The following is a 25,031-nucleotide window of genomic DNA, read 5'->3' as shown; positions in this document are numbered from 1 at the left end:
AGGCAGGAGAGCCGCATGACCTACCAGCCGCCGACAGCTCTACCGCGCGACCTCTTCGACCAGGAAGAGATGCACCGCGCGCTGGTGAGCCATGACTTCGGGGCGGTGTTCCGTCTCGCGCGCGAGCACGCGGGCATCTCGTACTCCAAGATTGCCACGGAGTGCGATATCAAGCCGAATCGCGTGGGGGAACTCGCCAAGGGCCGCGGGCGCATCACGACCTTCGAGAAGATCGTCCAGATCGCCGACGCATTGCGCGTCCCGGGGCACGTGCTCGGCTTGGCTCCCCGCCACTGGGAGGCGGACTCTCCTGGTCATTCCAGTGAAGAGATCGGACCACACGTGCGACGTCGAACCATCCTCCAGGCAGCCACCGTCACCGGCCTCGCCGCAGCGCTTCCCGCCCTGCACCACCCGGAGCCACCGAGCCGGATCACCCCGGTCTACGTTGAGGAGCTGCGCGCGCGGACAGCCCGCCTCCGGCGCCTCGACATATACCTCGGCGGTGGCGACACGTACCGGGTGTACCTCGCGGAGGTCCAGCGGACCAAGTCCCTTCTGCGCGCCGCCGTTTTCACCGACGACGCCCGCCAGAAAGCGACGGCGCTCCTTGCCGAGCAGGCACAGCAGGCGGGATGGTCCGCATTCGACGGCGGTCGTACTCGGGAAGCGGTGGACCTGTATGAGGAGAGCCGCGACCTCGCGCGCGAGGCCCGGGACGCGGACCTTTACGGCAACGCACTCGCGTTCCTCGCCTACAAGATCGGACCCGACGACCGACAGGCCGCCGTAACCGTCGCAGAGGCTTCCTGTGCCACGATCACGGCTCGGACCCCGTCCACCGTCCGCGCGCTGCTGCACGAACGCCACGCCTGGGCCTGCGCTGTCGACGGCCGCATCGGGGGCACGGAGCGTGCGCTGGAGGCGGCCCGCGATGCTCTCGACAGCACGCAGAAGGACGAGCCCCAGCCCGACTGGGCGGCCTGGGTCGACCACGTCGAGCTGGACATCATGACCGGCCGCTGCTGGACGGAGCTTCGACGACCGCTCCGCGCCGTCCCTGCCCTCACCCGCGCACTCGGCCAGTACAGCGACGACCACGCGCGCGACAAGTCCCTCTACCTGTCCTGGCTGGCGCAGGCCTACCTCACCGCCGACGAGATCGAGGTGGCCGCGCGGCACGTCGGCCGTGCGGCCACCCTTGCCCGTGGGGGCTCATCTCAACGCCCGGCGCAGCGTCTCGTCCCGCTGATCAACCGCCTGCGCCCGCACGTCGGCCTTCCCGCAGTCCGTGAACTCCTGGAAGGCACCGCCGCCTAGCTAGGAGGGGGCAACCGAAGTCCGGATCCATTCGAGGCAACGGTCGGCACCCTCGACGATCGGGACGGCGCACAACTCCGGGTTGTCCCAGGGATGCCGCTCCAGGAGATGCGCCTCCAGCTCGGCGTAGCGCTCCGTCGTCGTTTTGAGGAGGACTTGCCACTCCTCACCGGTCCCGTACTGGCCCAGGTGCCAGAAGACGCTGACGACAGGGCCCACGATCTGGGCGCCCGCCGCCAGACGTTGCTGAACAGCCCCGCCCGCCAGGGCAATCGCCTGCTCCCGGGTCTCTGTCGCGGTCGACACCTGTACGCATGCGGTCATGGTCGCGAGCCTACGAGACAGGGCTCGCTGCGGGGACAGTTCGCTTCGGGCCGAGGAGGCTCAGCTGTCACTGGGCTGTCAGCCTCAGCTGTTGCCCTTCCCGCGCTCCGAGCTTCTCGGCTGGGCGACCACCCAAGCTGGGAAGAGAGAGTGGGGCCCGGCCGGTTCCACGCCTGCGGGTCCACGCCCGTCCGAGTATCGGTATTGCCGCCGCGCGGACCGGTATCGGCGAAGAGCTCAACGGAGCAAGGCCCCTTCGCGCATTCCGGAGGTGTACCGGCGCCGGCTCAGCCTCAGCGGGCGCGGTGCACGAGGCGTCCCGCGAGGACCGTCGCCACGCAGGTACGCGCCCCGCCCGCGCGGAGCGCCGCCTCGTCGGGTACGTCGAAGACCGCGAGGTCCGCCCGGCCGCCCACGGTCAGCGGGGCGCCCGCCGTACGGGCCAGGTCGCCGCCCCCGGCGAAGGGGTCCAGGTCCGGCCGTCCGGGGGGCGTGGGCGACGGTGGGAGCGGGACCAGCCCCGACCGGGAGACGGCGGCGCGCAGCGCGGGGTCCTCCGCGCCGAGGGGTCCCGCCAGGTGCGTCGTGCCGTGCCGCAGCATCCGCTGGAGCCCGCGCCGGATGGATCCGGCCCGCCGGGCCGGGTCCATCGTCGCCGCGATCCGCTCGAAGTCCACTCCCCACAAAGGGAGTTCACCCAGCTCGTCGGCCTCGCGAGGGTCGGGGTGATAGCAGCGGGTGAGCAGTTCCCGGGCCCGGTCCTGGCGCAGTCCGGGCGTGAGGAGGCCGGGCCAGCGGCGGATCCGGGCGCCCGGGTGGGCGGCGGCGACCTCCTCGTAGGGGCCGAGGGCCGCGATCCGCTCCCCGTCCACCGCGACCGCGCCGTCCGCGACGGCCGCCGCGCCGACCGGGAGGACCAGGGGCGCGGCGTGAATCGTCAGCACAGGGACGTCAGTTGGTGCTGAGGAGCTTCAGCTCCGGGTGGGCCGTGCCGCCCTCGATCGCGGTGGAGGAGATGTGCGAGGCCACCCGCTCGTCGACCGGGTCCATCGCCGGGTCGTCGTGCACGACGAGGTGCTCGTACGTCGTGGCGCGCTGGGCGGGGACCCGGTCCGCCTTGCGGATCAGGTCGATGATCTCCAGCCGGTTGGACCGGTGCCTGGCGCCGGCCGAGGAGACGACGTTCTCCTCCAGCATGATCGAGCCGAGGTCGTCCGCGCCGTAGTGCAGCGACAGTTGGCCGACTTCCTTGCCGGTGGTCAGCCAGGAACCCTGGATGTGGGCGACGTTGTCGAGGAAGAGCCGGGCGATGGCGATCATCCGCAGGTACTCGAAGAGCGTGGCCTGCGTCTGGCCCTTCAGCTTGTTGTTCTCCGGCTGGTAGGTGTACGGGATGAAGGCGCGGAAGCCGCCCGTACGGTCCTGGACGTCCCGGATCATCCTCAGGTGCTCGATGCGCTCGGCGTTGGTCTCGCCGGTACCCATCAGCATGGTGGAGGTGGACTCGACGCCGAGGCCGTGCGCGATCTCCATGATCTCCAGCCACCGCTCGCCGGACTCCTTGAGCGGGGCGATGGCGGTGCGCGGCCGGGCGGGGAGAAGTTCGGCGCCGGCGCCGGCGAAGGAGTCGAGCCCGGCGGCGTGGATCCGGCTGATGGCCTCCTCGGCGGAGACCTTCGAGATCCGGGCCATGTGCTCGATCTCGGAGGCGCCCAGCGAGTGGATGACCAGCTGCGGGAACGCCTTCTTGATCGCGGAGAAGTGCTCCTCGTAGTACTCGACGCCGAAGTCCGGGTGGTGGCCGCCCTGGAACATGATCTGGGTGCCGCCCAGCTCCACGGTCTCCGCGCAGCGGCGCAGTATGTCGTCGAGGTCGCGGGTCCAGCCCTTGGCAGTGTCCTTGGGCGGGGCGTAGAAGGCGCAGAACTTGCAGGCCGTCACGCACACGTTGGTGTAGTTGATGTTCCGCTCGACGATGTACGTCGCGATGTGTTCCGTACCGGCGTAGCGGCGGCGGCGGGCGGCGTCGGCGGCGGCGCCCAGCGCGTGCAGAGGTGCGGACCGGTAGAGGTCGAGCGCCTCCTCGGGGGTGATCCGACCGCCTTCGGCGGCTCGGTCGAGGACGGGCTGGAGGTCGGCCTTCTCGGTCACCGGGCTGTCACCTTTCGGCGGTTTTTCGAACGATCCTCGGACCGATCCAGCGTACGCCAGCCCTGGGCCCCGTCAGCCGCCGGACCTGGTGAGCTTCCCGTACGGGAGACCCGCGGCGCGCTCCTTCGAGCGGTAGTCCAGGGTGCCGTCGCCGACGAGGCGGAAGACCACGTCCGCCTCGGTGCCGGTGCACAGGCCGGGCGTGCTGGGGCGGTCCGGGTCGGTGCGCTCGCGGATGTTCAGCTCCTTCGCGGTGCCGGCGGCGAGGGTGCCGACGCTGTTGCAGGTGACGGTGGTGCCGAGCTGGGAGATCGTCGTGCTCATCCGGACGACCCGCTCGCCGCGCTTCCCCTCGGTGAAGACGGCAGTGAGGGTGCCGTGCGGCTGACCGGTCGTCTCCTCGGTGACCGGCCCCTTCCAGGTGCCCAGGTACGCCTTCGGCAGCTCGCCGACCGGGGCCCCGGTCGCGTCGGCGGACCCGGCGGGCGTCGGCCTCTGGTCCTCGGGCGGGAAGGGGGAGGCCGGCGGGGTCGCCGCGGCGTCGCCGCCCCGGTCCCGGTCGGCGCCGCCCGGGAAGAATCCGTCGAGCAGGCCCGTGCCGAGGGTGAGGACCGCGAGCGCGCCCGCCACGGCCAGGGCGACCGTGCAGCTGACGCGGCGGCTCCGGAGTTCCCCGGAGGTCTGCCGGTTCCCGGCGCTGACGGTCAAGGAGAGGCGGGGGTCGCCGCCGCGCCGGCCCGGCAGCCCGCTCGCGCCGTGCCCGCCGTCGCCGCCCTGCCGGTAGGTCCCGGCGTGCGTGGTGGGCGGGGGTGCGGTGGGGGCCGGCTTCGCGCGCGGAGACATCGGGGGCGGGGGCGGAGCCGGCGTCCCGTACCCGTCGTCCTGCGGATGCGGCGTCCCGTAGGCGTCGTCCTGCGGATGCGGCGTCCTGTACGGCACGTCCTGAGGCACCTCCTGAGGCACCTCCTGCGCACGTGGTGTCCCGTACGGCGCTTCCCGCGGCTCCTGCTGCGGGCGCGGTGTCCCGTACGGCTCCTCCCGCGGACGCGGTGTCCCGTACGGCGCTTCCTGCGGGCTCGGGTCGGGTGGTCCGAACTGCCCGCCCCGGCCCGGTGCGGCCGTACCCGCTCCTGGTCCCGCCCCCAGCGACGCGCCGCTGAACGGAACCGGTCCCGACTGGACCGGCGCGTCCTGCGGTTCCAGGTCCAGCAGCGCCACCGCGGACCGGCTCACCTCGCGTACCAGCCAGTCCGGCAGCCAGCCGCCCGCCACCATCGCCGTCGCCCCGCCGGGAGCGAGCGCCCGGGCGAGATCGGCCGGGGCGGGCCGGGCCGCCGGGTCCTTGGCGAGGCAGCCCGCGACCACTTCGCGCAGTTCGCCCTCCAGGTCGCCCAGTTCGGGTTCCTCGTGGACCACCTTGTAGAGGAGTACGGCGGAGGAGTCGCCCGGGAAGGGGGCCGCGCCCGTCGCCGCGTACGCGAGGACCGCGCCCAGCGAGAAGACGTCGGCCGCGCCGGAGACGTCCCGGCCCCGGATCTGCTCGGGTGCCATGTAGCCGGGCGAGCCGACGGAGACCCCGGTGGAGGTGAGCGAGACGGTCGCGCCGAGGGCCCGTGCGATGCCGAAGTCGATGAGGCGGGGCCCGTCGAGCGCGAGCAGCACGTTGGACGGCTTCACGTCACGGTGGACGATGCCCTGTCCGTGGACGACGGCGAGGGCCTCGGCGAGCCCCGCGCCCAGGGTGCGTACCGCGTGCTCGGGCAGCGGGCCGTGCTCGGTGATCGCCTGCGAGAGCGGCGGCCCGGCGACATACCCGGTGGCCACCCACGGCACCGGGGCGTCCGGGTCGGCGTCCAGGACCGGGGCGGTCCACTGGGCGCCGATGCGCCGGGCCGACTCCACCTCGCGCCGGAACCTGGCGCGGAACTGCTCGTCGAGGGCGAAGTGGGGGTGGACGACCTTGACCGCGACGGTACGCCCGCCGGCGCTGCGGCCGAGATAGACCCGGCCCATACCGCCCGCGCCGAGCCTCCCGAGCAGCCGGTAGGCACCGATGGTGTGCGGTTCGCCCGCTTCCAGCGGCTGCATATGGACTCCCCCTGTGAACCCTGCGGACGGTGAACCCGTGGACGGTAATCCGGTGGACGGTCCGGACCCGGACCGAAGCCTAGGGGGCGCCAACGGCGCGATCACCGGGAAACGGCCGGACCATTCCCCCTTCTCCGGTCAGGTGGGGATCTTTTCGCTCCGGGGAAAGGCGCGAATGTGTTGTTCCGCCGCCTCTCTCATTCCCTATCGGGCAGCCCTATCCGGCAGTCCTGTGCGGCAGCCCTATCCGGCAGTCCTGTGCGGCAGTCCCGTGCGGGGGCGGAAAGGGAATTCCCTCCATTCCCGGTTCAGCCGCGCCAAGCCACTCAGGCACTCAGGCACTCAGGCACTCAGGCACTCAGCCTCCGAGCAGCTCCACATGGACGTCGGCCGGGTAACCGGTGTCCCGGCCCGTGCGGCGGGCGAACTCGCGGACGCCGGCCAGCTGGTCCGGGCCGAACCGGAAGTCGAGCGTCGTGAAGTACCGCTCCAGCACCTCCGCGTCGAAGGCCTCCCAGCGGGCCGCCTGCTCCGCGACCTTGGCGACCTCCTCCAGGGAGAGGTCCCGGGAGGCCAGGAACGCCTCGTGGACCCGGGCCGCCTGTTCGGGGTGGGCGGCGAGGAAGTCCTTGCGGGCCGCCCAGACGGCGAAGACGAACGGCAGCCCCGTCCAGTCCTTCCACATCTGGCCCAGGTCGTGGACCTGGAGCCCGAGCCGGGGGGCGTCGTGCAGGTTGGCGCGCAGCGCGGCGTCGCCGATCAGCACGGCGGCGTCCGCCTCCTGCATCATCAGGCCCAGGTCGGGCGGGCAGGTGTAGTAGTCGGGCCGGACGCCGTACCGCTCGGCCAGCAGCAACTGCGCCAGCCGCACCGAGGTGCGGGAGGTCGAACCGAGCGCCACCCGGGCCCGGTCGAGCTGCTCCAGCGGGAGCTGGGAGACGATCACGCAGGACATGACGGGCCCGTCGCAGCCGACCGCGATGTCGGGGAAGGCCACCAGGTCGTCGGCGTTGCGCAGGTACTCCACGAGGGTGACCGGGCCGATGTCCAGCTCCCCCTTGATCAGCTGCTCGCTGAGCCGCTCCGGGGTGTCCTTGGAGAGCTCCAGGTCGAGCAGGGTTCCCGTCCGCGCCAGGCCCCAGTACAGCGGGAGGCAGTTCAGGAACTGGATGTGGCCGACGCGGGGCCGACTGCGACGGTCGGCGTCGCCTTCACGGGGGGAGACGGTTGAATTGTCCACATCGCGAGGCTAGACCCGCATCCGCCCGCGAGCATCACCGGGGGCCCGCGCGCCCCGTCCCACGCCCTGCCCGCACCCCGGTCCACGCCCCCTTTCCGGGGGCCTCCCGCCGGAGCCTGACGAGGGCCGTCAAACCTTCGGGTGAAGTGATCTTTGCCTCTATCGCTCTCCGGAGACCGCGTGCTAGGCTCGCCCGCAAGTTGCAGTTTGGTTTCCCTTGCAGTACAGAGCCTGCGGAGCATGTAACCCGCAGGCTTTTGTAGTTTTCAGACTTGTTTGCAGGTTCTGGAGCAGGGCAACCCTTTGGCCCAAGGAGGGCTTATGGCTACCGGAACCGTCAAGTGGTTCAACGCTGAAAAGGGCTTCGGCTTCATCGCCCAGGACGGCGGCGGCCCGGATGTCTTCGTTCACTACTCCGCGATCAACGCGTCCGGGTTCCGCTCCCTCGAGGAGAACCAGGTCGTGAACTTCGACGTCACTCAGGGACCCAAGGGTCCGCAGGCTGAGAACGTCACCCCGGCCTAGTTGCCCGGGTCGGTCGATCGCGGCCGTACACAGCAGTACCCAAGGAGCCCCGCTCCCCCGCTTCGGCGGAGGAACGGGGCTCCTGCCTGTGTACGACCAGGTCTCCCGCCGGCCGGGCCATCTGCCGTGTGCCCGCTGGGCGAGCGGCTCCTCCCGCTCCTGGAGTGCCCGCCGGAGAGTGCCCGCCGGACCGTGAGCAGTGGATGACGGAGTTCCAGGAGCCGGTGGCGCAAGCGTGAACCGGCGCCCGTACGGGGAGAGGCGTCAACCTTCTCCTCCGTACGGGCACGTCCGTACGGAGGTCTCACGCGCCCGCCCAGAGCCCGTCCTCCGTGAGACCCAGCAGCTCGATCGCGTTGCCGCGGACGATCCGGTCGACGACGTCCGGGGCCAGGTGGCCCATCTGCTCCTCACCGACCTCGCGGGAGCGGGGCCAGGTGGAGTCGGAGTGCGGGTAGTCCGTCTCGTACAGCACGTTGCCGACGCCGATCGCGTCGAGGTTCCTCAGCCCGAAGGCGTCGTCGAAGAAGCAGCCGTAGACGTGCTCGGCGAACAGCTCGGACGGCGGCCGGTGGACCTTCTCGGCGACTCCGCCCCAGGCCCGGTTCTCCTCCCAGACCACGTCGGCGCGCTCCAGGATGTACGGGATCCAGCCGATCTGGCCCTCCGCGTACATGATCCTCAGGTTGGGGAAGCGCTCGAACTTGCCGCTCATCAGCCAGTCGACCATCGAGAAGCAGCAGTTGGCGAAGGTGATGGTGGAGCCGACCGCGGGCGGGGCGTCGGCGGAGGTGGACGGCATCCTCGACGAGGAACCGATGTGCATGGCGATCACGGTCCCCGTCTCGTCGCAGGCGGCGAGGAACGGATCCCAGTCATCCGTATGTATGGACGGAAGCCCGAGATGGGGAGGTATCTCGGAGAACGCGACCGCGCGCACGCCCCGCGCCGCGTTGCGCCGGACCTCGGCGGCGGCGAGCTCCGCGTCCCACAGCGGGACGAGGGTGAGCGGTATGAGGCGGCCGTGCGCCTCGGGGCCGCACCACTCCTCCACCATCCAGTCGTTGTACGCCCGCACCCCGAGGAGCCCCAGCTCACGGTCCTTGGCCTCGGTGAACGTCTGCCCGCAGAACCGCGGGAAGGTCGGGAAGCAGAGCGCGGACTGGACGTGGTTGACGTCCATGTCGGCGAGCCGCTCAGGGACCGAGAACGAGCCCGGCCGCATCTGCTCGTAGGTGATGATCTCCAGCTTGATCTCGTCCCTGTCGTAGCCGACGGCGGTGTCCAGGCGGGTGAGCGGACGGTGCAGGTCCTCGTACACCCACCAGTCGCCGACCGGCCCGTCGTCGCCCTTCGCTCCCATCACGGGCGCGAACTTGCCACCCATGAAGGTCATTTCCTTCAGCGGTGCGCGGACGACGCGGGGCCCGGAGTCCGCGTACCTGGACGGGAGCCGGTCCCGCCAGACATGAGCGGGCTCCACCGTGTGGTCGTCCACCGAGATGATCTTCGGGAAGGTCTCCATGCGTTCCACGGTAGCGCCGATCTGACGAACCGTCAGCTACTGTGCGCGCATTGGAGCGGGGCACGGCACGGGACACAGCACGGGACACAGCACGGGACAGGGCACGCGGCACGGTTCCCGAATCGTTGTCGAGGGCTTGTGCAGAGCGTCACCCACTGCTGACGAGTCCGCCCGGGACAAGGCAGACTGTTGAGCGTGATACCAGCGGTACCGCGCCATCCGGATGCCTACCGCACTTCGACGCACGGGCGGACATACGGACGCGGGCACCACCGGCGGGATCCGCAGACGAGCGGGACCGGCAGGCGAGCAGGACAGGGGGCATCAATGGACCGTGACAACGGGCCACGCGTGCGCGTACCGGAGCAGCGAGCTCCGGAGAAACCGGTTACGGCGGACGCCCTCAGGTTCACCGTGCTCGGCCCCGTACGGGCCTGGCGGGGTTCGGAGCTGCTCTCCTCCGGCTCACCCCAGCAGCGCGCCCTGCTGGCCGCGCTGCTGCTGCGCGAGGGCCGGACGGCCACCGCGGGCGAGCTGATCGACGCGTTCTGGGGCGAGGACCCGCCCTCGCAGGCGCTGGCCACGATCCGGACGTACGCCTCGCGGCTGCGCAAGATCCTGGGCCAGGACACCCTGGTGAGCGAGTCCGGCGGCTACGCGATCCGGACCGACCGGGCGGCGCTCGACCTGACGCTGGCGCAGGACCTGGCGGCCGAGGCGGAGAAGGCCCGCGCGGCCGGTGACCGCTGCCAGGCGCGCACCCTGATCAACGAGGCGCTCGGCCTGTGGGACGGCGAGGCGCTGGCCTCCGTCCCCGGACCGTACGCGGACAACCAGCGGACCCGGCTGGAGGAGTGGCGGCTCCAGCTCACCGAGGCCCGGCTCGACCTGGACCTGGAGGTCGGCTGCCACGCGGAGGCCGTGTCCGAGCTGACCGCGCTCACCGCCGGGCACCCGCTGCGCGAGAGGCTGCGCGAGCTGCTGATGGTGGCGCTGTACCGCAGCGGCCGGCAGGCCGAGGCCCTCGCGGTGTACGCGGACACCCGCCGACTCCTCGCGGAGGAGCTGGGCGTCGACCCGCGCCACGAGCTGGCCCAGCTCCAGCAGCGGATCCTGCGCGCCGACGAGGAACTGGCCCACCCGGCGGACCAGCCCGCTCCCGCGCCCGCCCCGCTGCGTCCCGCGCAGCTTCCGGCGACGGTGCCCGACTTCACCGGCCGGTCCTCGTTCGTGACCGAGCTGGGCAGCCGGCTGGCCACCGCGGAGAGTTCGGTGATGGCCGTCTCCGCGGTCGCCGGGATCGGCGGCGTCGGCAAGACGACGCTGGCGGTGCACGTCGCCCACCAGGCCCGCCGGCACTTCCCGGACGGACAGCTCTACGTCGACCTCCAGGGCGCTGGGGCACGGGCGGCGGAGCCGGAGACCGTCCTCGGCTCGTTCCTGCGGGCGCTCGGCACCGCGGACTCGGCGATCCCCGACACCCTGGACGAGCGGGCCGCGCTGTACCGCTCGACGCTGGACGGCCGCCGCATCCTGATCCTCCTCGACAACGCCCACGACGCCGCCCAGATCCGCCCGCTGCTGCCCGGTACGCCGGGGTGCGCGGCGCTGGTGACGAGCCGGGTGCGGATGGTGGACCTGGCCGGGGCGCATCTGGTGGACCTGGACGTGATGTCGCCCGAGGAGGCGCTCCAGCTCTTCACCCGGATCGTCGGCGCGGAGCGGGTCGGCGCGGAGCGCGAGGCGGCGCTGGACGTGGTGGCCGCGTGCGGCTTCCTGCCTCTGGCCATCCGCATCGCCGCCTCGCGCCTGGCGGCGCGCCGCACCTGGACGGTCTCGGTCCTCGCCGCCAAGCTCGCGGACGAGCGGCGCCGCCTGGACGAGCTCCAGGCGGGCGACCTCGCGGTGAAGGCCACGTTCGAACTCGGCTACGGCCAGCTGGAACCGGCCCAGGCCCGCGCCTTCCGCCTCCTGGGCCTCGCGGACGGCCCGGACATCTCCCTGGCAGCGGCGGCGGCCGTGCTCGACCTGGACCCGCACGTGGCGGAGGGCCTCCTGGAGACCCTGGTCGACACGAGCCTGGTGGAGTCGGCCGCCCCGGGCCGCTACCGGTACCACGACCTGGTGCGGCTCTACGCGCGTGCGTGCGCGGAGCGGGACGAACAGTCGCCGGTGGAACGGGAGCTGGCGCTGTCGCGGCTGCTGGACTTCTATCTGGCGACGGCCGCGGGGGTGTACGCGCTGGAGCGGCCGGGCGACCGGACCGTGGACCATCTGGAAGGGACGGAACGCGAGGGGCTCTCCTTCACCGATCACCGCCGAGCCCTCGACTGGCTTTATACGGAGGCGAGTTGTCTGCTCGCCTGTGTCCAGCAGAATCGCGCGCCCGTCTCGATACGGCGTGCGGTGGATCTTCTGCTGGCCGCGAAGGACCTGGCCGAGTCAGGGGCGAACGCGCGTCAGTTCGAGTCTGCGGCCACCGTGGTGAGGGACGCCGCGGTCGAGGCCGGCGACCCCCACGCCGAGGCCAGGGCGCGGACGACGCTCGCGCAGGTGCACAGCATGGCCGGTCGTTTCGATCAGGCGGAGGACGAGGCACGCAGGGCCATGCTGCTGGCCCCTTCGGTGGACGACGTGTGGACGCACTGCAACGCACCGAACGAGCTGGGCATCATCGCCGGTTACCGCAACCAGCAGGAGGAGGCCGAGGCGCTGCTCAGGCAGGCGTGCACCGCGTTTCGCGCGGATCGGAACCACGCCGGCGAGGCCAGCGCCCTGTGCAATCTCTCCCGCGTCCATCTCGCCATGGGCCGCACCGCCAGCGCGGTGAAGCTGGCGGGCGAGGGCGTCGCCCTCTACAACCGGATGGGCCTGACCCTGCGGCTGGCGAACGGCCGCTACGCCTTGGGGCTGGCGCTGGCACGCGCGAACCGGCCGGAAGAGGCGCACGTGCGGCTCACCGAGGCCTTGGCCGTGTTCCGGGAGAGCCGTCAGCGCCTCTGGGAGGGGATGACGCTGTTCCGCCTGGCCGAGGTGCAACTCACCGCCGAGCGCCCGGCGCAGGCCGCCGCCCTGGCGGAGCAGGCGCTCGCCATGTTGCTCCACATAGGCGGTGAGTGGCGGCGCGCCAACGTGCTCACGGTGCTGGGCCGGGCGCTCCACGGCATAGGGCAGGCCGACCGGGCCCAGGTCTGCTGGCGGGAGGCGCTCTCGGTCTTCGAACAGCTGAAGGCTCCCGAGAGCGAGGCCGTCTCCCGTCTGCTCTCCATGACGGGCGCCCCCAGCGAGAGCTGAGTCACGTTCATCGTTCGTTTATCTCCGCCGTGCAGTCTTGCCTCTGTCGAAACGTCGCGTCGGGGGGCAGACGATTCGGCAGTGGAACCGAGCACTAAGGTGAACGGCTCTGAAGAGCCCGTCCGGCAGCCCACGGGGGAGCAGCCGGACGGGCTTCGCCAACAGTCACTGCACCGAGTAACGGAGTTCACCGATGAGCGAAGCGAAGAAGATCAAGCCACCTCAGGTCCAGCCGGGGGCCGCGGGCGACATCAAGCCCGAGGACAGCCACATGACGGGCGAGCCCATGGTCAAGCCCTTGGACAGCCATATGACGGGCGAGCCGGCGATCAAGCCTTTTGACAGCCACATGACGGGGCCGGACCCGCGCTGAGCGGAGGCCTCAGGGGGAAGCGACCGCGGCGACGCCGAGGGGGAGCCGCCGCGGTCGCGGTACGGGGGAAAGGTGAGGGGCCCGAGTCGGGGGAAGCGCTCGGGCCCCTCCCGCAGGTCCGGGACCGTGCCTACAGGCTCCGGAGCTGAACCCTCGGACGGCACAGCTTTCCCAGGTCGTCCACGTCGGACGTGAACAGCGCCGTCCGGCCCGGCCGCCGGTTCGCGATCGCGGCGAGCGCGGCGTCGATGGCGTACTTGTGGCCGTGCAGCCCGGCCTCGCGCAGCAGACGGATCGCCTCGTCGGCGACGTCCTTGGTGACGGGTTCGACGACCACACGTGCCATCGCCCAGTTCCAGGCGGGCATGCGGATCTTGCCGTGGTACGCCTCGATGAGCGTCATGGAACTGGTCACCACCTGGATACCTGACTGGTGGGCTTTGGTCAGGATGCCCGTGAAAGCGCGATCCCGCAGCGCGATCCTGGACAGCGCCTCACTGTCCAGGACGAAGCAGATGTCTTTCATCAGGCGGCAGCCGCCTGATCGCCACGGCCGTCGGCCTCGCGCTCCTCGAACCACCGCTCGATATCGCGCAGCTCCTCGGCGGCCGCGACCTGCTCTTCCTCGTTGAGCGGGCCGTCCTTCTCCTGCATCCAGGACACCAGCTCCCCCAGCCGGTCATGTTCGCGCTGCCGCTCGATGGCCCGCGTGACGTACGCGCTGAACGCTCCGGGGCCCACCTCACCGCGGATCTCCTCCGCCAGCTCCTCCGGCAGGGTGACCGTGTACTTCTTGGTTGCCATACTCTCGACCATACTGCCGGAATCGGGCGGCCTCCAACCGCGCTCACTCCATTCAGCGAAGCCGAACACACGTTCGCTACCCCTGCCCCCGCAGCTCCCCCTTCACCACCTTGCCGCTCGCGTTGCGCGGCAGCTCCGGGACGAACTCCACCGCCCTGGGCACCTTGAAGTTCGCCATCTCCCGGCGGGACCAGGCGATCAGGTCGTCCGCGGTGAGCGTCGCGCCCCGGCGGCGGACCGCGTAGGCCTTGCCGACCTCGCCGAGCCTCGGGTCCGGGACGCCGATGACCGCGACGTCGGCCACGTCCGGGTGGAGGCCGAGAAGCTGCTCTATCTCGGCCGGGTAGGCGTTGAAACCGCCCACGATGAACATGTCCTTGATCCGGTCCGTGATCCGCAGGTTCCCCGCCGCGTCCAGAACGCCCACGTCGCCCGTGCGGAGCCAGCCGTCCTCGGTCATCGTGGCGGCCGTCGTGTCCGGGTCCTCGAAGTAGCCGCCCATCACATGGAAACCGCGGACCTGGACCTCGCCCGGAACGCCCGGTTCCGCCAGGACGCGGACCTCGGTGCCGGGGATCGCGCGGCCGGACGTGGTGGCCACGACCTCCGGCGCGTCGCCCCGACGGCACATGGTGACAATGCCGCTCGCCTCGGAGAGGCCGTACGCCGTGAGAACCGTCGCGATGCGGAGCTCCTCGCGCAGGCGCTCCACGAGCTGGAGCGGGACCACCGCGGCGCCCGTGACCACCAGGCGTAGCGCGGAGAGGTCGTGGGCGTCGCGCGCCGGGTGGTCCAGGAGGGACTGGTGCAGGGTGGGCGGCCCCGGCAGGACCGAGATCCGCTCCGCCGCGATGTTCGCCAGCACCGTGTCCACGTTGAACACCGGCTGCGGCACCATCGTGGCCCCCCGCATCAGACAGGCGATGATCCCCGCCTTGTAGCCGAAGGTGTGGAAGAAGGGGTTGACGATGAGATAGCGGTCACCTTCGCGCAGGCCCGCCAGGTCGCTCCAGATCGCGTACGCGCGGAGCGTCTGCGCATGGGTGATCACCGCGCCCTTCGGGCGGCCCGTGGTGCCGGAGGTGTAGATGATGTCGGAGGGGTCGAAGGGGGCGATGGCCGCCGCCCGCTCCCGTACGGCCGAGGACGGGACCCCCTCCCCCGCCGCCAGGAAGTCCGGCCAGCTCGTGTAGTCCTCGGGAGCGACGTCCGCGAGCACCACCACCCGTTCCAGGTCCGGCAGCATCACCTCCGCCCGCCGCAGCGACGCCACGTACGAGGTGCCCAGGAACGTGCCGGTGACGAACAGCAGCCTGGCCCGGCTGCGCCGCAGGATGTACGCCGCCTCCGCGCCCTTGAAGCGGGTGTTCAGCGGGACCAATACCGCGCCGGCCGTCACCGCCCCGAGCGCGGAGACGATCCAGTCCAGGGTGTTCGGGGCCCAGATCGCGACCCGGTCCCCCGGCTCCACACCGGAGGCGAGGCACCCGGCCGCGGCCCGCTCCACCCGCTCGCCGAGCTCGGCGTACGAGAGCCGGGTACGGCCGTCGGCCACCGCCTCGGCGGAGCCGTACCGCCGCGCCGCCGCCCGCACCAGCTCCGGGATGCTGCCCCATTCCTCGTCGCCTCGCATCACGCGCCCTCCTGCCGCCGCACTAGCTGACTATCCGTCAGATTAGCGGTAGCCTCTGCCGCTGTCAGCAGGGACGACGGTGCGGGAGGTCAGCGGATGGCAACGCTCAAGGACGCGACGGCGATAGCCGGGATCGGGCAGACGGCGTTCGCGAAACGGCTCCCCGAGTCGGAGAAGACCCTGGCCTGCCGGGCGATCCTGGCGGCCCTCGACGACGCGGGTATCGCCCCCGCCGAGGTCGACGGCTTCGCCTCGTACACGATGGAGGAGACCGACGAGGTGGAGGTCGCCAAGGCGATCGGCGCCGGGGACGTCACCTTCTTCTCCAAGGTCGGTTACGGCGGCGGCGGTTCCTGCGCCACGCTCGCCCATCTCGCCGCAGCCGTCGCCACCGGGCAGGCGAGCGTCGGCGTGGCCTGGCGGTCGCGCAAACGCGGATCCGGGCCCCGGCCGTGGAAGAACACCGCCGTCCAGCTCCCCACGCCCGCCCAGTGGACCCGTCCCTACGGGCTGCTGCGGCCCGCCGACGAGATCGGCATGCTGGCCCGGCGCTACATGCACGAGTACGGGGCCACCCGCGACCACCTCTTCAACGTGGCGCTCGCCTGCCGCAACCGGGCCAACCAGAACCCGGCCGCGATCATGTACGACCGCCCGCTGACCCGCGAGATGTACATGACCTCCCGCTGGATCAGCGAACCCCTCTGCCTCTTCGACAACTGCCTGGAGACCGACGGGGCGCTCGCGTGCGTCATCGTCTCCGCCGAGCGGGCCCGCGACTGCCGGCAGAAACCCGTCTACCTCCACTCCGTCGCCCAGGGACTGCCCGCCCAGCACCACGGAATGGTCAACTACTGGAACGACGACCCACTGACCGGCCCGGCCTGGACCGCCGCCCGACAGCTCTGGAAACAGGCCGACTTCGGCCCGCAGGATGTCGACGTGGCGCAGATCTACGACGCGTTCACCCCGCTCGTCCCGCTCTCCCTGGAGGGCTACGGCTTCTGCGGGCGCGGCGAGGGCGGTGCGTTCACCGAGGGCGGGGCGCTGGAGAGCGGCGGGCGGCTTCCCGTCAACACCGGGGGCGGCGGGCTCAGCGAGGCATACGTCCACGGCTTCAACCTCATCACCGAGGGCGTGAAACAACTGCGCGGCACCTCCACCGCCCAGGTTCCCGACGCCGCCACCTGCCTGGTCACCGCCGGCGAGGGCGTGCCGACGTCCGCCGTACTGCTGAGGAACTGAGGAACTGAGGAGATGGACGTGAACGAATCCCTGCTGCTTCCCGTCGCCGACGAGGACGGCGCGCCCTTCTGGGAGTACGCCGCGCGCGGCGAACTGCGCGTCCAGGCCTGCGCCTCCGCCGCCTGCGGCGAACTGCGCTTCCCGCCCCGGCCCTGCTGCCCGCACTGCGGGTCGTTCGAGAGCGACTGGCGGGAGATGAGCGGGCGCGGCCGACTCTGGTCGTATGTGATCCCGCATCCACCACTGCTCCCCGCCTACGCCGAACAGGCCCCGTACAACGCGGTGTTGGTCGAACTGGCCGAGGCCCCGCACATCCGGCTGGCCGGGAACGTCGTCGCCTCCCCGGACGCTCCGCTGAACTCGGTGGACCCGGCGCGGCTGCGGATCGGGGCCCCGGTGCGGGCCGCGTTCTGCCCGGCGGGGCCCGGCGGCGGCATGACGGTCGTCCGCTGGCTCCTGGAGCGGTGAGCGATGGCCCTGCGCGCCGAGCGGGACGAGGAGAGCGGGGTCGCGCTCGTCACCCTGGACCGGCCGGCGAAACTCAACGCGATCGACCTGGACACGGCCGGGGAACTCGCCTCGCTGTGGCAGGAGTTGCGCTACGACGAGTCGGTGCGGGCGATCGTCCTCACCGGGTCCGGGACACGTGCCTTCTGTACGGGGATCGACCGGGGCGTCACCGTACCGCAGCCCCCGTCCCCGTACGCCGTCGACGATCCCCTCCTGAGGATCGGCCCCAAGGCGAACGACCTGTGGAAGCCGGTGGTCGCGGCGGTGGAGGGGATGGCCTGCGGCGGGGCGTTCTATCTGCTGGGCGAGGCGGAGTTCGTGGTCGCGTCCCGGGAGGCGACGTTCTTCGACCCGCACACGACGTACGGGATGGTCTCGGCGTACGAGGCCATCGCGATGGCCCAGCGGATGCCGTTCGGGGAGGTCGCCCGGATGTCCCTGATGGGCACGGCGGAACGGGTGAGCGCCGGGCGGGCGTACGCGGTCGGGCTGGTCAGCGAGGTGACGGAGCCGGGCTGTGCGGTGGCAGCGGCGCTGCGGTCGGCGGCGGTGATCGCCGGCTACCCGACGGAGGCGGTGCAGGGCACGGTCCGGGCGGTGTGGTCCGCGAAGGAGGCGGCCAGGACCCAGGCGATGTCCCAGGCCCCGGCGCTGATCGCCCTGGGCAATCTGCCGCCGGAGCGGCAGGCGGAGCTGTTCGAGGGGCGGGGCGGGGGCGGGAAGCCCCGGGTGCGGTGAGCACCCCGGCCGTTCCCCTGCCCCTGCCCCTGCCCTTGCCCTTGTCCTTGTCCGTCCCCTGCGGCCTGGGGCCTGGTCAGACCGCCTCGGCGGTCACGACGCAGCGCTTCACCCGGGACACCTTGCCGGGGCTCTCCATCCGCACCGTGAGGGTGCGCGCCTCACCGCCGTCGAGGGTCGTCGTGGTCTCGGCGGTGTCCACGGTGTTGCCCAGGCCGTCGACGAACCGCACGTCGATCTCGTACTCCTGCGAGCCCGGCTCCTTCGCCCGCAGCTCCACCAGCGACGAGGTGACCGCCTTGCGCTTGCCCTTGCGCGGCACGGCGCAGCGGATCACCCGGACGGCGGGGGCGTCGGACGCGGTGGGCGTCGGGGTTCCGTAGGAGCCGGACGAGCCGGAGGACGAGGAGTCGTCGTAGTCGTCGTAGTCGTCGTTGTAATCCGTGTCGCGGTAGCCGTTGTTGCTCTTCTTCGAGCTGGAGCAGCCGCCGCCCGAGCCGCCGCCCGAGCTGCTGCTCTTACCGCTCCCGCTCTTGCCGCCGCTGGAGGACGTGGAGAACCCGGTGAGCGCGAGCACCACCACGACCAGGACCGCCGCGAGCTTCATCTGTCGCCGCATCATGGATGCAGCCCCCCTTGAGTTTCGTTGCCGGTACGTCGCGCCGATAGCGTGCGTCGTCACCCTCAGCATGCCGTGCGCGACCCCTGTTCAAGTCATGACCCTGTCACGGCCCCGTCATGGTCCGCGTGGCGGGGGTGATCGTCCCGGCGTAGCGTCGGGTGCGGGGGATTCCCGCGCACGCGGGACGACGCCTGGAGGCTGACGATGATCCGCAACGTCCTCGGCTCCGTCGTCGCCCTGGCCGGGGCGGCTTCGGCCGTGCTGAGCCCGTTCCGCGACTGGTACGCCGGGCGGGTCGGGCACGACTACCGGGTGCGGGACCTCTTCGAGGGAATCACCGCCACGGAGTCGGGGGTGCTGGTCTCGATCCTGCTGCCGTTCCTGGCCGCGGCGCTGCTGGTGATCGTGGGCGTGGTGCTCCGGTCGCGGCTCGTGGTCGCCCTCGCGGGTCTGGTGGTGCTGGGCTTCACCATCCTGTGGATGGTCCGCCAGGGGCAGGCCGCGGGCTCGCTGGTGGTCGCCGGGGACGGGTCCGGGATCCAGGTGGGCGTGGTGAACGCGTTGGCGGGCGGTCTGCTGATGCTGATCGGGGCGCTGCTGATGAGCGGGCGTGGCCGGCGGAGCCGACGGGAGCGGAAGCCGGTGGAGCCGTACGCCGCGCCGGGAGCGGATCAGGTGGACACCTGGCCGCCGACGCAGGAGCCGGGGATGTCCGTACAGACATCGCCGTGGCCGGAGCCGGAGGTGGACCCGTACACGGGGCCCGACCCCCATGACCCCCGTACACGGCCCTCTCCCCAGGCCCCGCATCCGGAGGACGACCCCCGGGACCCGGTACACCCGCCGCACCCGCCGCCTCCGCCGCCGCCTCCGCAGGGTTGACGGCCACCCCGTCGAGGGCTCCGTCCTCAAACGCCGGACGGGCTGGGTGGGCGCCGGGCGGACGCCTCTTCGGATAATGGCTCCGTCCTCAGCCGGGATCCACCCAACTGTCGTCGCGGGTCATCGCCTTCGAGCTCTGCGAGCAGCGGCGACGTATGGGCGAAAGTCGCTAACCTCCAGCCGGTCACCGGCGCTCTGTCACATGCACGAGTCGCCGAACTGACCCCGTTCGTGCGGAAGCTCATGAGCGCTGATGCCCACGGCCTGTCCCTCCGGGACGGCCCACTCCACGGGCACGGCGCATGGGTATCCGCTTTCGAGCGGGCGGGGGCCACACTCGCCGGCCTCGATAGACGGGGCGCTCTCACACGCGGCCTGCGAGCCGTCATCGCCCACCACATCGTCTTCCACGCCAACCGCGCCGGTCTCCTCAGGGACGACCGGAGCGCCCTGTCCAACATCGCACGAGAGGCAGTCATGGGAACGAGTGACCACACCGCGTCGCCGACCGATTCGACGACCGACGCCGATAGCGTGAAAGGGGTGAACACCGACACGATCACCACCCCGACGTCCGATGCCGAGCGCCTCCGCAACGCCCTGGTCGACCAGCTCCGCGCTGACGGAAGCGCCCGCACTCCCGCCGTGGAAAGCGCGTTGCGGACCGTGCCCCGTCACGTGTTCGTGCCCGATGTGCCGCTCGAGGACGCATACGCCAACGCGCCGGTGCACATCAAGTACGACACCGACGGCAGCTCGATCTCCTGCGCCTCCCAGCCGGGCGTGGTCGCCCTCATGCTGGACCAGCTCGACGCCCGGGAGGGCGAGCGCATCCTCGAACTGGGCGCAGGCACCGGTTACAACGCCGGTCTGCTCGCCCATCTGGTCGGCGAGAGCGGGCACGTCACCACCCTCGATGTCGACGACGACCTCGTGGAGGGCGCCCGCGCGCATCTGTCCGCCGCCGGAACCACCAATGTCGAGGCGGTGGCCCGAGACGGGGCCCTCGGCTACGCGGAAGGTGCGCCGTACGACCGCATCATCGCCACCGTTGGCGCGCACGGTGTGCCACATGCCTGGTTGCAGCAGCTCGCTCCCGGGGGCCGGCTCCTCGTTCCGCAGCGCCTCAAGGGCACGGTGTCCCGGTCCATCGCCTATGAGCAGCGCGATGGCCGGTGGATGTCCCTCGGCAGCGAGATGAACACCTTCATGCCGCTCAGGCGGGGCATCGCCGACGACGACCGCCGGGTCATCCCGCTCAGCACGGACGGAACCGTGCGGCTCCAGGCCCCCGCCGGGCAGAAAATCGACGCCGCGGCCCTCGACGGCGTCCTGCACGAGCCGCGCACCGAGGAGTGGACGGGCATGACGGTCCGCGCCATGGAGTCGCCGGAGTGGATGGAACTGTTCCTCACCTGCTCCCTTCCCTCCGGCCTGATCCGGATGCCGTTCCCGCAAGCCGCCATGGGCACTCTGCTCACCGAGGACCCCTACCCCTCCTCGACCGCAGCCGTCGACAAGGGCGCCGTCACCTACCTCGCCCGGCGTCTGTCGGAGAAGAAGACCCCCGAGGGCGACAAGCTGTGGGAGTTCGGGGTCATCGGCCACGGTCCCGGCAGCGATGAACTGGCGGCAAGGGTCGCTGCGGCCATCCGCGCGTGGGACCTGGAGTACCGGGGCCGTGAAGCCACGTTCGAGATCCAGCCTCTCGACGCCCCCGCGATCGAGCAGCGAGCCGGCCTCTTCTCGCTCGACACCCCGCTGAACCGCATCGTCGTCGACTGGAGTTGACACCCCACACGTAGTGGGCGGTGGCTGCTCGCCGACAGGACGCGCGCTCTTGCTGCCGAGGGACGCCGGTCCGAGGCCCTGGCGCACCTGGAGACTCATCGAGGCGTGTGCAGGCGAGCTCGATGGACGCCAAGTAGCGGTACTCGCCTCGCTCTCCGCCGGAGATACGGCTCACGCCGCGACGCTCCTCGCCGGTACGGTGCCCGGCGAGCCGTGGGAGCAGACTGTCACGGCATGCCTGACTGCCCTGTGGTGCCGCGACGCGGGACAACCAGTCGACGGTCACCTGGCGGACTTGGCAGACGCCTACCTTGAGCGGGAGGCCGAGCCGGGAACGACCGTCTTCGATATTCTCTGTTCATCGAACTCGCTACGAACCGGCAGAAACCGGGCCCCCGCAGCGGAGTGGACGAACGACCCCGAGCGCTCAGGCCCTCGCCCTGTTCCCCGTGCCCGTTCCCTTCAGCGCGTCCAGCGCGTATACGCAGCGGTCCTTGCTGCAGGCGTAGACCACGCCCGCCCGGGCCACGGGCGAACCGGTGATCTCGCCGCCCGTCGCCAGCTTCCAGCGCAGTTGGCCGCCCGCCGCGTCCAGGGTGTAGAGGACGTGGTCCGCCGAGCCGAAGTGGACCCGGCCGTCCGCCACCACCGGGGAGCCCACCACGTCGCCGCCCGCCGCGAAGCGCCACTTCGGGGTGCCGGTGACCGCGTCCAGGGTGTACAGCGCGCTGCCGCTGCCGACATGCACATGGCCCACCGCGACCAGCACCGGTTCGATGGAGGAGCGGGCCTCCGTGGCGATCCGCCAGCGGTCCTTGCCGGTCGTCGCGTCCAGCGCGTACACCGTGCCGAGGTAGTCCGCGAGGTACACCCCGCCGCCGGTCACCGCCGGGCCCGGTGCGAACGCGGGCGGGGAGAGGAAGACCGCGGGCGCCTCGAAGTGCCAGCGCACCCGGCCGGAGCCGGTCTCCACCGCCAGCACCCGGGTGCCCGCCGCGATGTAGACGTGGCCGTCGGGGGCCGGGGTGACCCGGACCGGGACGCCGCCGCAGGAAGCCCCGTCGCCGATCGGGTACGACCAGCGCTCCATGCCCGTACGGGCGTCCAGCGCGCGCAGCCGGGCGTCCTGCCACACGTACACCGTGCCGTCGTGGATGACCGGACCGGCCTCCGCCGTCTCGAAGTCGCGCTGCGCACCGGTGACTTCCCACAGCTTCTCGCCGTTGGACGCCTCCCAGCCCTGGACGCCGCCGCCCCGGGTCGCGGTCAGGACCGTGCCCTGGTCGGCCTTGAGGGCGTACACCCAGGCGTCGGTCGACAGCCGCCACTGCTCGGCGCCGGTCGTGGCGTCCAGCGCGTACAGCGAGGGGCCGTCCGAGGCGTGGATCCTGCCGCCCTCGACGGCCATCGCCCAGGCCACGTCCCGGGTCTTGAACTGGCGCCGCCCGTTGCCCACGTCCAGCGCGTGGACCTCGAAGGACGTCACGTACAGCAGGCCGCCGGAGACCACGGGAGTGCCCCACACGTCGTTGGACATGCGAAAGCGCCAGGGCCGCCAGCGGTCGGGAGCGGGGGCCGCGCCGTCCGGGGCGGGGCCCGGAGGCGGGACGGGTGCGGTGGAGGCCGTGGCCGCCGAACCGTTCACTCCCGCGGGCGGGCGGACCCAGCCGGTCGCGGCGGCCGGGTGCGCGGCGGCGGCCCCGCGCCCCTCCCCCGCACGCGGACCGGGGCCGATCGGCACCTTGGCGCCGGGCAGCTGGACGGACCCGCCGTCGGGAGCGGCCGAAGGGCCCGCGGCCGGGCCGGACGCGCCGGACAGCGGGGAGGGCGAGGACAGCGGGGAGGGCGAGCGCAGGTCCGCCCCGCTGCGCCAGGCGGTGTCCCGCTCCGGAGCCCTGGGGGGATGGAGCGGCGGCGGGGGCGCCGCCGGGGCGGGCGGCGCGGTGCGCCCACCACCCCTGCGCCGCTCGATCATCGCGGTGGCCGGGGACGGCAGCCAGGCCGAGGCGGTGCCGCTGTCGTCGCTGCCGGAGGCGAAGAGGTGCGGGGCGAGCTGGGCCTGGAGGTCGGCGGGGGTCGGCCGCCGACCGGCGTCCAACTGCATGCAGGACTCGATCAGCGGCCGCAGGTCGTCGGGCAGCCCCTCGGTGTCGGGGCCCTCGCGCAGCAGCATGAAGACCGTCTCGACCGGGTTGGCCCCGTGGAAGGGGGCGTGCCCGGTGGCGGCGAAGACGAGCGTGGAGCCCAACGAGAAGATGTCGCTGGCCCCGGTGACACTGCGGGAGTCCCGGGCCTGCTCGGGCGACATGTACGCGGGCGTGCCGACGGCGACGTTCGTCATGGTCAGCCGGGTGTTGGAGACGCCGGACGCGATGCCGAAGTCGATCACCCGGGGGCCGTCCTCGACGACGAGGACGTTGGACGGCTTCATGTCGCGGTGGACGAGACCCGCGCCGTGGATGGACTGGAGGGCCTCGGCGATGCCGGCGGCCAGCCAGCGCACCGCCTGGGTCGGCATGGGGCCGCACTCGTTCACTATCTCTTCGAGCGAGGGTGCGGGCACATAGGCGGTGGCGAGCCAGGGCACGGCGGCACGCGGGTCGGCGTCGACCACGGCGGCGGTGTAGAACCCGCTGACCGCGCGGGCGGCCTCGACCTCGCGCGTGAAGCGGACCCGGAAGAGCTGGTCCTCGGCGAGCTCGGTGCGCACCGTCTTGATCGCCACCCGCCGGCCGGACGCCGACCGCGCGAGATAGACCAGCCCCATGCCGCCGGCCCCGAGCCGTCCCAGCACCTCGAACGGGCCGATCCGTCTCGGGTCGTGCCGCGTCAGCTGCTCCACCACTTGCCTGCCACCTCCCCCTGAACGGACCTCGGCGACGAAGTCCGCGAATTGCCGCCCGGTCGAGTCCCGCCCTGTGCGGCGAGCCCTGTGCAGGGTCTCACCACTGGGCATCACCTGGCGGTACGCACCCCGATTCTTCCTGGCGCGGGCCCCGGTTGCGAACCCGGGGGCGGATGGGGATGTCTTATGCCACTTCGGGCGGTATCCCCTCACACCGGGGTACGGAAAGGGGTACGGGGGGGCACGGAAGGCGGGTCACGGAAACAGTGCGGCGGGCTGGAGCACAGCGAAGGCGGCCCCTTGGTCGTCGTGCAGCACGGCCATCCGCCCGGAGGGGATGTCGAAGGGCGGCTGGGCCACCCGGCCGCCGAGTCGTACGGCGAGTTCGGCGGCGGCGTCGCAGTCGGCGACGGCGAAGTAGACAAGGAAGTAGCTCGGCATCTCGGCCGGGAACGCGTCCGTGATGACGCTGCGCCCTCCGACGGCGGTGTCCGGTCCCGGTTCGGCGCCCTTCGGGGACCACATCCGGAAGTCGACCAGCGCCTCGGAGTCGCCGGAGACGTCGTGGCCCGCCTCGTTCAGGTCGGTGCCGTGGAAGCCGAAGACCTTCTCGTAGAAGGGGTCCACCCGGTCCGGCTGCCGGGTGTAGACCTCGGTCCAGCAGAAGGAGGCGGGATCGTTCTGTTTCTCGAAGCCCGCGCGTTCCTCCGGCTGCCAGAGCCCGAAGACGGCGCCTCCGGGATCGGCCGCCTGCGCCACGATCCCGGCGCGCCCGGCCCGTACCGGGTCGGTGATGATCTGACCGCCGTGCTCGCGGATCGCGGCGACGGTGGTCCGGATGTCGTCGGTGGCGAAGTAGACGCCCCAGGCCGTGGGCATCCGGCCGTCCTTCTTGGCGGCGAGGGCGGCGACCAGGCGGCCGTCGCTGAGCGCGTCCGCGAAGGGCATGCCGTCGCCCGCCCGGAAGGTCCAGCCGAAGAGCCCGCCGTAGAAGCGCTTGCCCGCTTCCAGGTCGGAGAGCTGCACGTCCGCCCAGCACGGCGCGGAATGCGCGAATGCGGCCATGGGACCGGGTCCTTCCGTTGCGGTGACGCAGTGACGCCCGTCACAGTCAACGTAAC

The 25,031-nt window shown here is 71.8% G+C and carries 20 protein-coding genes and 2 pseudogenes; 10 read left to right on the top strand and 12 right to left on the bottom strand.

What is annotated here, in order from left to right:
• Positions 1-15 precede the first annotated feature (15 nt).
• The gene (locus ACZ60Q_RS18980; protein ID WP_469635558.1) at positions 16-1,320 is read left to right on the top strand and encodes a helix-turn-helix domain-containing protein; all 1,305 of its coding nucleotides are present in this window, start codon (positions 16-18) and stop codon (positions 1,318-1,320) included.
• Here ACZ60Q_RS18980 and cutA read toward each other — a convergent pair whose 3' ends face one another.
• From cutA to ACZ60Q_RS18955, 5 genes are all read right to left on the bottom strand, one after another.
• Positions 1,321-1,644: a divalent-cation tolerance protein CutA gene (cutA, locus tag ACZ60Q_RS18975; protein ID WP_469635555.1), complete on the bottom strand. Its 324-nt coding sequence runs from the start codon at positions 1,642-1,644 to the stop codon at positions 1,321-1,323.
• Between the two features lie 293 nt (positions 1,645-1,937).
• The gene (locus tag ACZ60Q_RS18970; RefSeq protein ID WP_469635553.1) at positions 1,938-2,588 is read right to left on the bottom strand and encodes an imidazolonepropionase-like domain-containing protein; all 651 of its coding nucleotides are present in this window, start codon (positions 2,586-2,588) and stop codon (positions 1,938-1,940) included.
• A 7-nt stretch (positions 2,589-2,595) separates the two neighbouring features.
• The gene (gene mqnC, locus ACZ60Q_RS18965; RefSeq protein ID WP_469635550.1) at positions 2,596-3,795 is read right to left on the bottom strand and encodes a cyclic dehypoxanthinyl futalosine synthase; all 1,200 of its coding nucleotides are present in this window, start codon (positions 3,793-3,795) and stop codon (positions 2,596-2,598) included.
• A gap of 72 nt (positions 3,796-3,867) precedes the next feature.
• On the bottom strand, positions 3,868-5,883 hold the full coding sequence (locus tag ACZ60Q_RS18960; RefSeq protein WP_469635547.1) for a serine/threonine-protein kinase: 2,016 nt from the start codon (positions 5,881-5,883) through the stop codon (positions 3,868-3,870).
• A 358-nt stretch (positions 5,884-6,241) separates the two neighbouring features.
• Positions 6,242-7,123, bottom strand: a complete 882-nt coding sequence (locus ACZ60Q_RS18955; protein WP_469635545.1) for a menaquinone biosynthetic enzyme MqnA/MqnD family protein — start codon at positions 7,121-7,123, stop codon at positions 6,242-6,244.
• 321 nt (positions 7,124-7,444) lie between these two features.
• On the opposite strand from ACZ60Q_RS18955, the gene ACZ60Q_RS18950 reads away from it, so the two are divergent.
• A complete protein-coding gene (locus ACZ60Q_RS18950) occupies positions 7,445-7,648 on the top strand; it encodes a cold-shock protein (RefSeq protein WP_003967102.1) in 204 nt (67 codons plus the stop codon).
• Between the two features lie 304 nt (positions 7,649-7,952).
• Here the strand turns inward: ACZ60Q_RS18950 and ACZ60Q_RS18945 are convergent, their stop codons facing one another.
• Positions 7,953-9,173, bottom strand: coding sequence for an amidohydrolase family protein (locus ACZ60Q_RS18945; RefSeq protein ID WP_469635542.1), 1,221 nt, complete (start codon positions 9,171-9,173; stop codon positions 7,953-7,955).
• Between the two features lie 327 nt (positions 9,174-9,500).
• Here ACZ60Q_RS18945 and afsR point away from each other — a divergent pair, with 327 nt between their 5' ends.
• On the top strand, positions 9,501-12,467 hold the full coding sequence (afsR, locus tag ACZ60Q_RS18940; RefSeq protein WP_469635540.1) for an SARP-family global regulator AfsR: 2,967 nt from the start codon (positions 9,501-9,503) through the stop codon (positions 12,465-12,467).
• 193 nt (positions 12,468-12,660) lie between these two features.
• Complete coding sequence (locus ACZ60Q_RS18935; RefSeq protein ID WP_469635537.1) at positions 12,661-12,840, top strand: hypothetical protein; 180 nt, start codon at positions 12,661-12,663, stop codon at positions 12,838-12,840.
• A 130-nt stretch (positions 12,841-12,970) separates the two neighbouring features.
• Here the strand turns inward: ACZ60Q_RS18935 and ACZ60Q_RS18930 are convergent, their stop codons facing one another.
• The 3 genes from ACZ60Q_RS18930 to ACZ60Q_RS18920 all read right to left on the bottom strand — a co-directional run bounded on the left by ACZ60Q_RS18930 (position 12,971) and on the right by ACZ60Q_RS18920 (position 15,277).
• Positions 12,971-13,366, bottom strand: a complete 396-nt coding sequence (locus ACZ60Q_RS18930; RefSeq protein WP_469635535.1) for a PIN domain-containing protein — start codon at positions 13,364-13,366, stop codon at positions 12,971-12,973.
• Entirely contained in the window at positions 13,366-13,644 is a 279-nt protein-coding gene (locus tag ACZ60Q_RS18925; protein ID WP_469635532.1) for a hypothetical protein, read from the bottom strand. The genes ACZ60Q_RS18930 and ACZ60Q_RS18925 overlap by 1 nt, the downstream gene beginning before the upstream one ends.
• Positions 13,645-13,720: 76 nt before the next feature.
• Positions 13,721-15,277, bottom strand: coding sequence for a FadD3 family acyl-CoA ligase (locus ACZ60Q_RS18920; protein ID WP_469635529.1), 1,557 nt, complete (start codon positions 15,275-15,277; stop codon positions 13,721-13,723).
• Positions 15,278-15,373: 96 nt separating this feature from the next.
• Here ACZ60Q_RS18920 and ACZ60Q_RS18915 point away from each other — a divergent pair, with 96 nt between their 5' ends.
• From ACZ60Q_RS18915 to ACZ60Q_RS18905, 3 genes are read left to right on the top strand one after another with little or no spacing between them, the layout of a single operon-like run.
• A complete protein-coding gene (locus ACZ60Q_RS18915; RefSeq protein WP_469635527.1) occupies positions 15,374-16,522 on the top strand; it encodes a lipid-transfer protein in 1,149 nt (382 codons plus the stop codon).
• 12 nt (positions 16,523-16,534) lie between these two features.
• Complete coding sequence (locus ACZ60Q_RS18910; protein WP_469635525.1) at positions 16,535-16,990, top strand: Zn-ribbon domain-containing OB-fold protein; 456 nt, start codon at positions 16,535-16,537, stop codon at positions 16,988-16,990.
• 3 nt (positions 16,991-16,993) lie between these two features.
• Complete coding sequence (locus ACZ60Q_RS18905; RefSeq protein ID WP_469635519.1) at positions 16,994-17,770, top strand: enoyl-CoA hydratase/isomerase family protein; 777 nt, start codon at positions 16,994-16,996, stop codon at positions 17,768-17,770.
• A 76-nt stretch (positions 17,771-17,846) separates the two neighbouring features.
• Here ACZ60Q_RS18905 and ACZ60Q_RS18900 read toward each other — a convergent pair whose 3' ends face one another.
• Positions 17,847-18,392, bottom strand: a complete 546-nt coding sequence (locus ACZ60Q_RS18900) for a hypothetical protein (RefSeq protein ID WP_469635517.1) — start codon at positions 18,390-18,392, stop codon at positions 17,847-17,849.
• A gap of 204 nt (positions 18,393-18,596) precedes the next feature.
• Here ACZ60Q_RS18900 and ACZ60Q_RS18895 point away from each other — a divergent pair, with 204 nt between their 5' ends.
• From ACZ60Q_RS18895 to ACZ60Q_RS18885, 3 genes and pseudogenes are all read left to right on the top strand, one after another.
• The gene (locus ACZ60Q_RS18895) at positions 18,597-19,274 is read left to right on the top strand and encodes a hypothetical protein (RefSeq protein ID WP_469635514.1); all 678 of its coding nucleotides are present in this window, start codon (positions 18,597-18,599) and stop codon (positions 19,272-19,274) included.
• 147 nt (positions 19,275-19,421) lie between these two features.
• Positions 19,422-21,065 (top strand): annotated as a pseudogene (gene fxlM / locus ACZ60Q_RS18890) (methyltransferase, FxLD system); the annotation flags it as partial.
• An 18-nt stretch (positions 21,066-21,083) separates the two neighbouring features.
• Positions 21,084-21,417 (top strand): annotated as a pseudogene (locus tag ACZ60Q_RS18885) (hypothetical protein); the annotation flags it as partial.
• Between the two features lie 75 nt (positions 21,418-21,492).
• Here ACZ60Q_RS18885 and afsK read toward each other — a convergent pair.
• Together afsK and ACZ60Q_RS18875 are read right to left on the bottom strand one after the other, a co-directional pair.
• Complete coding sequence (gene afsK / locus ACZ60Q_RS18880; protein WP_469635511.1) at positions 21,493-23,907, bottom strand: protein serine/threonine kinase AfsK; 2,415 nt, start codon at positions 23,905-23,907, stop codon at positions 21,493-21,495.
• Between the two features lie 258 nt (positions 23,908-24,165).
• On the bottom strand, positions 24,166-24,975 hold the full coding sequence (locus ACZ60Q_RS18875) for a VOC family protein (protein WP_469635508.1): 810 nt from the start codon (positions 24,973-24,975) through the stop codon (positions 24,166-24,168).
• Positions 24,976-25,031 lie beyond the last annotated feature (56 nt).

The organism is Streptomyces sp. NPDC104313 (assembly GCF_055583985.1).
The sequence above is the reverse complement of the archived record's forward strand: the minus strand, read 5'-3'. Positions and strand labels throughout refer to the sequence as shown.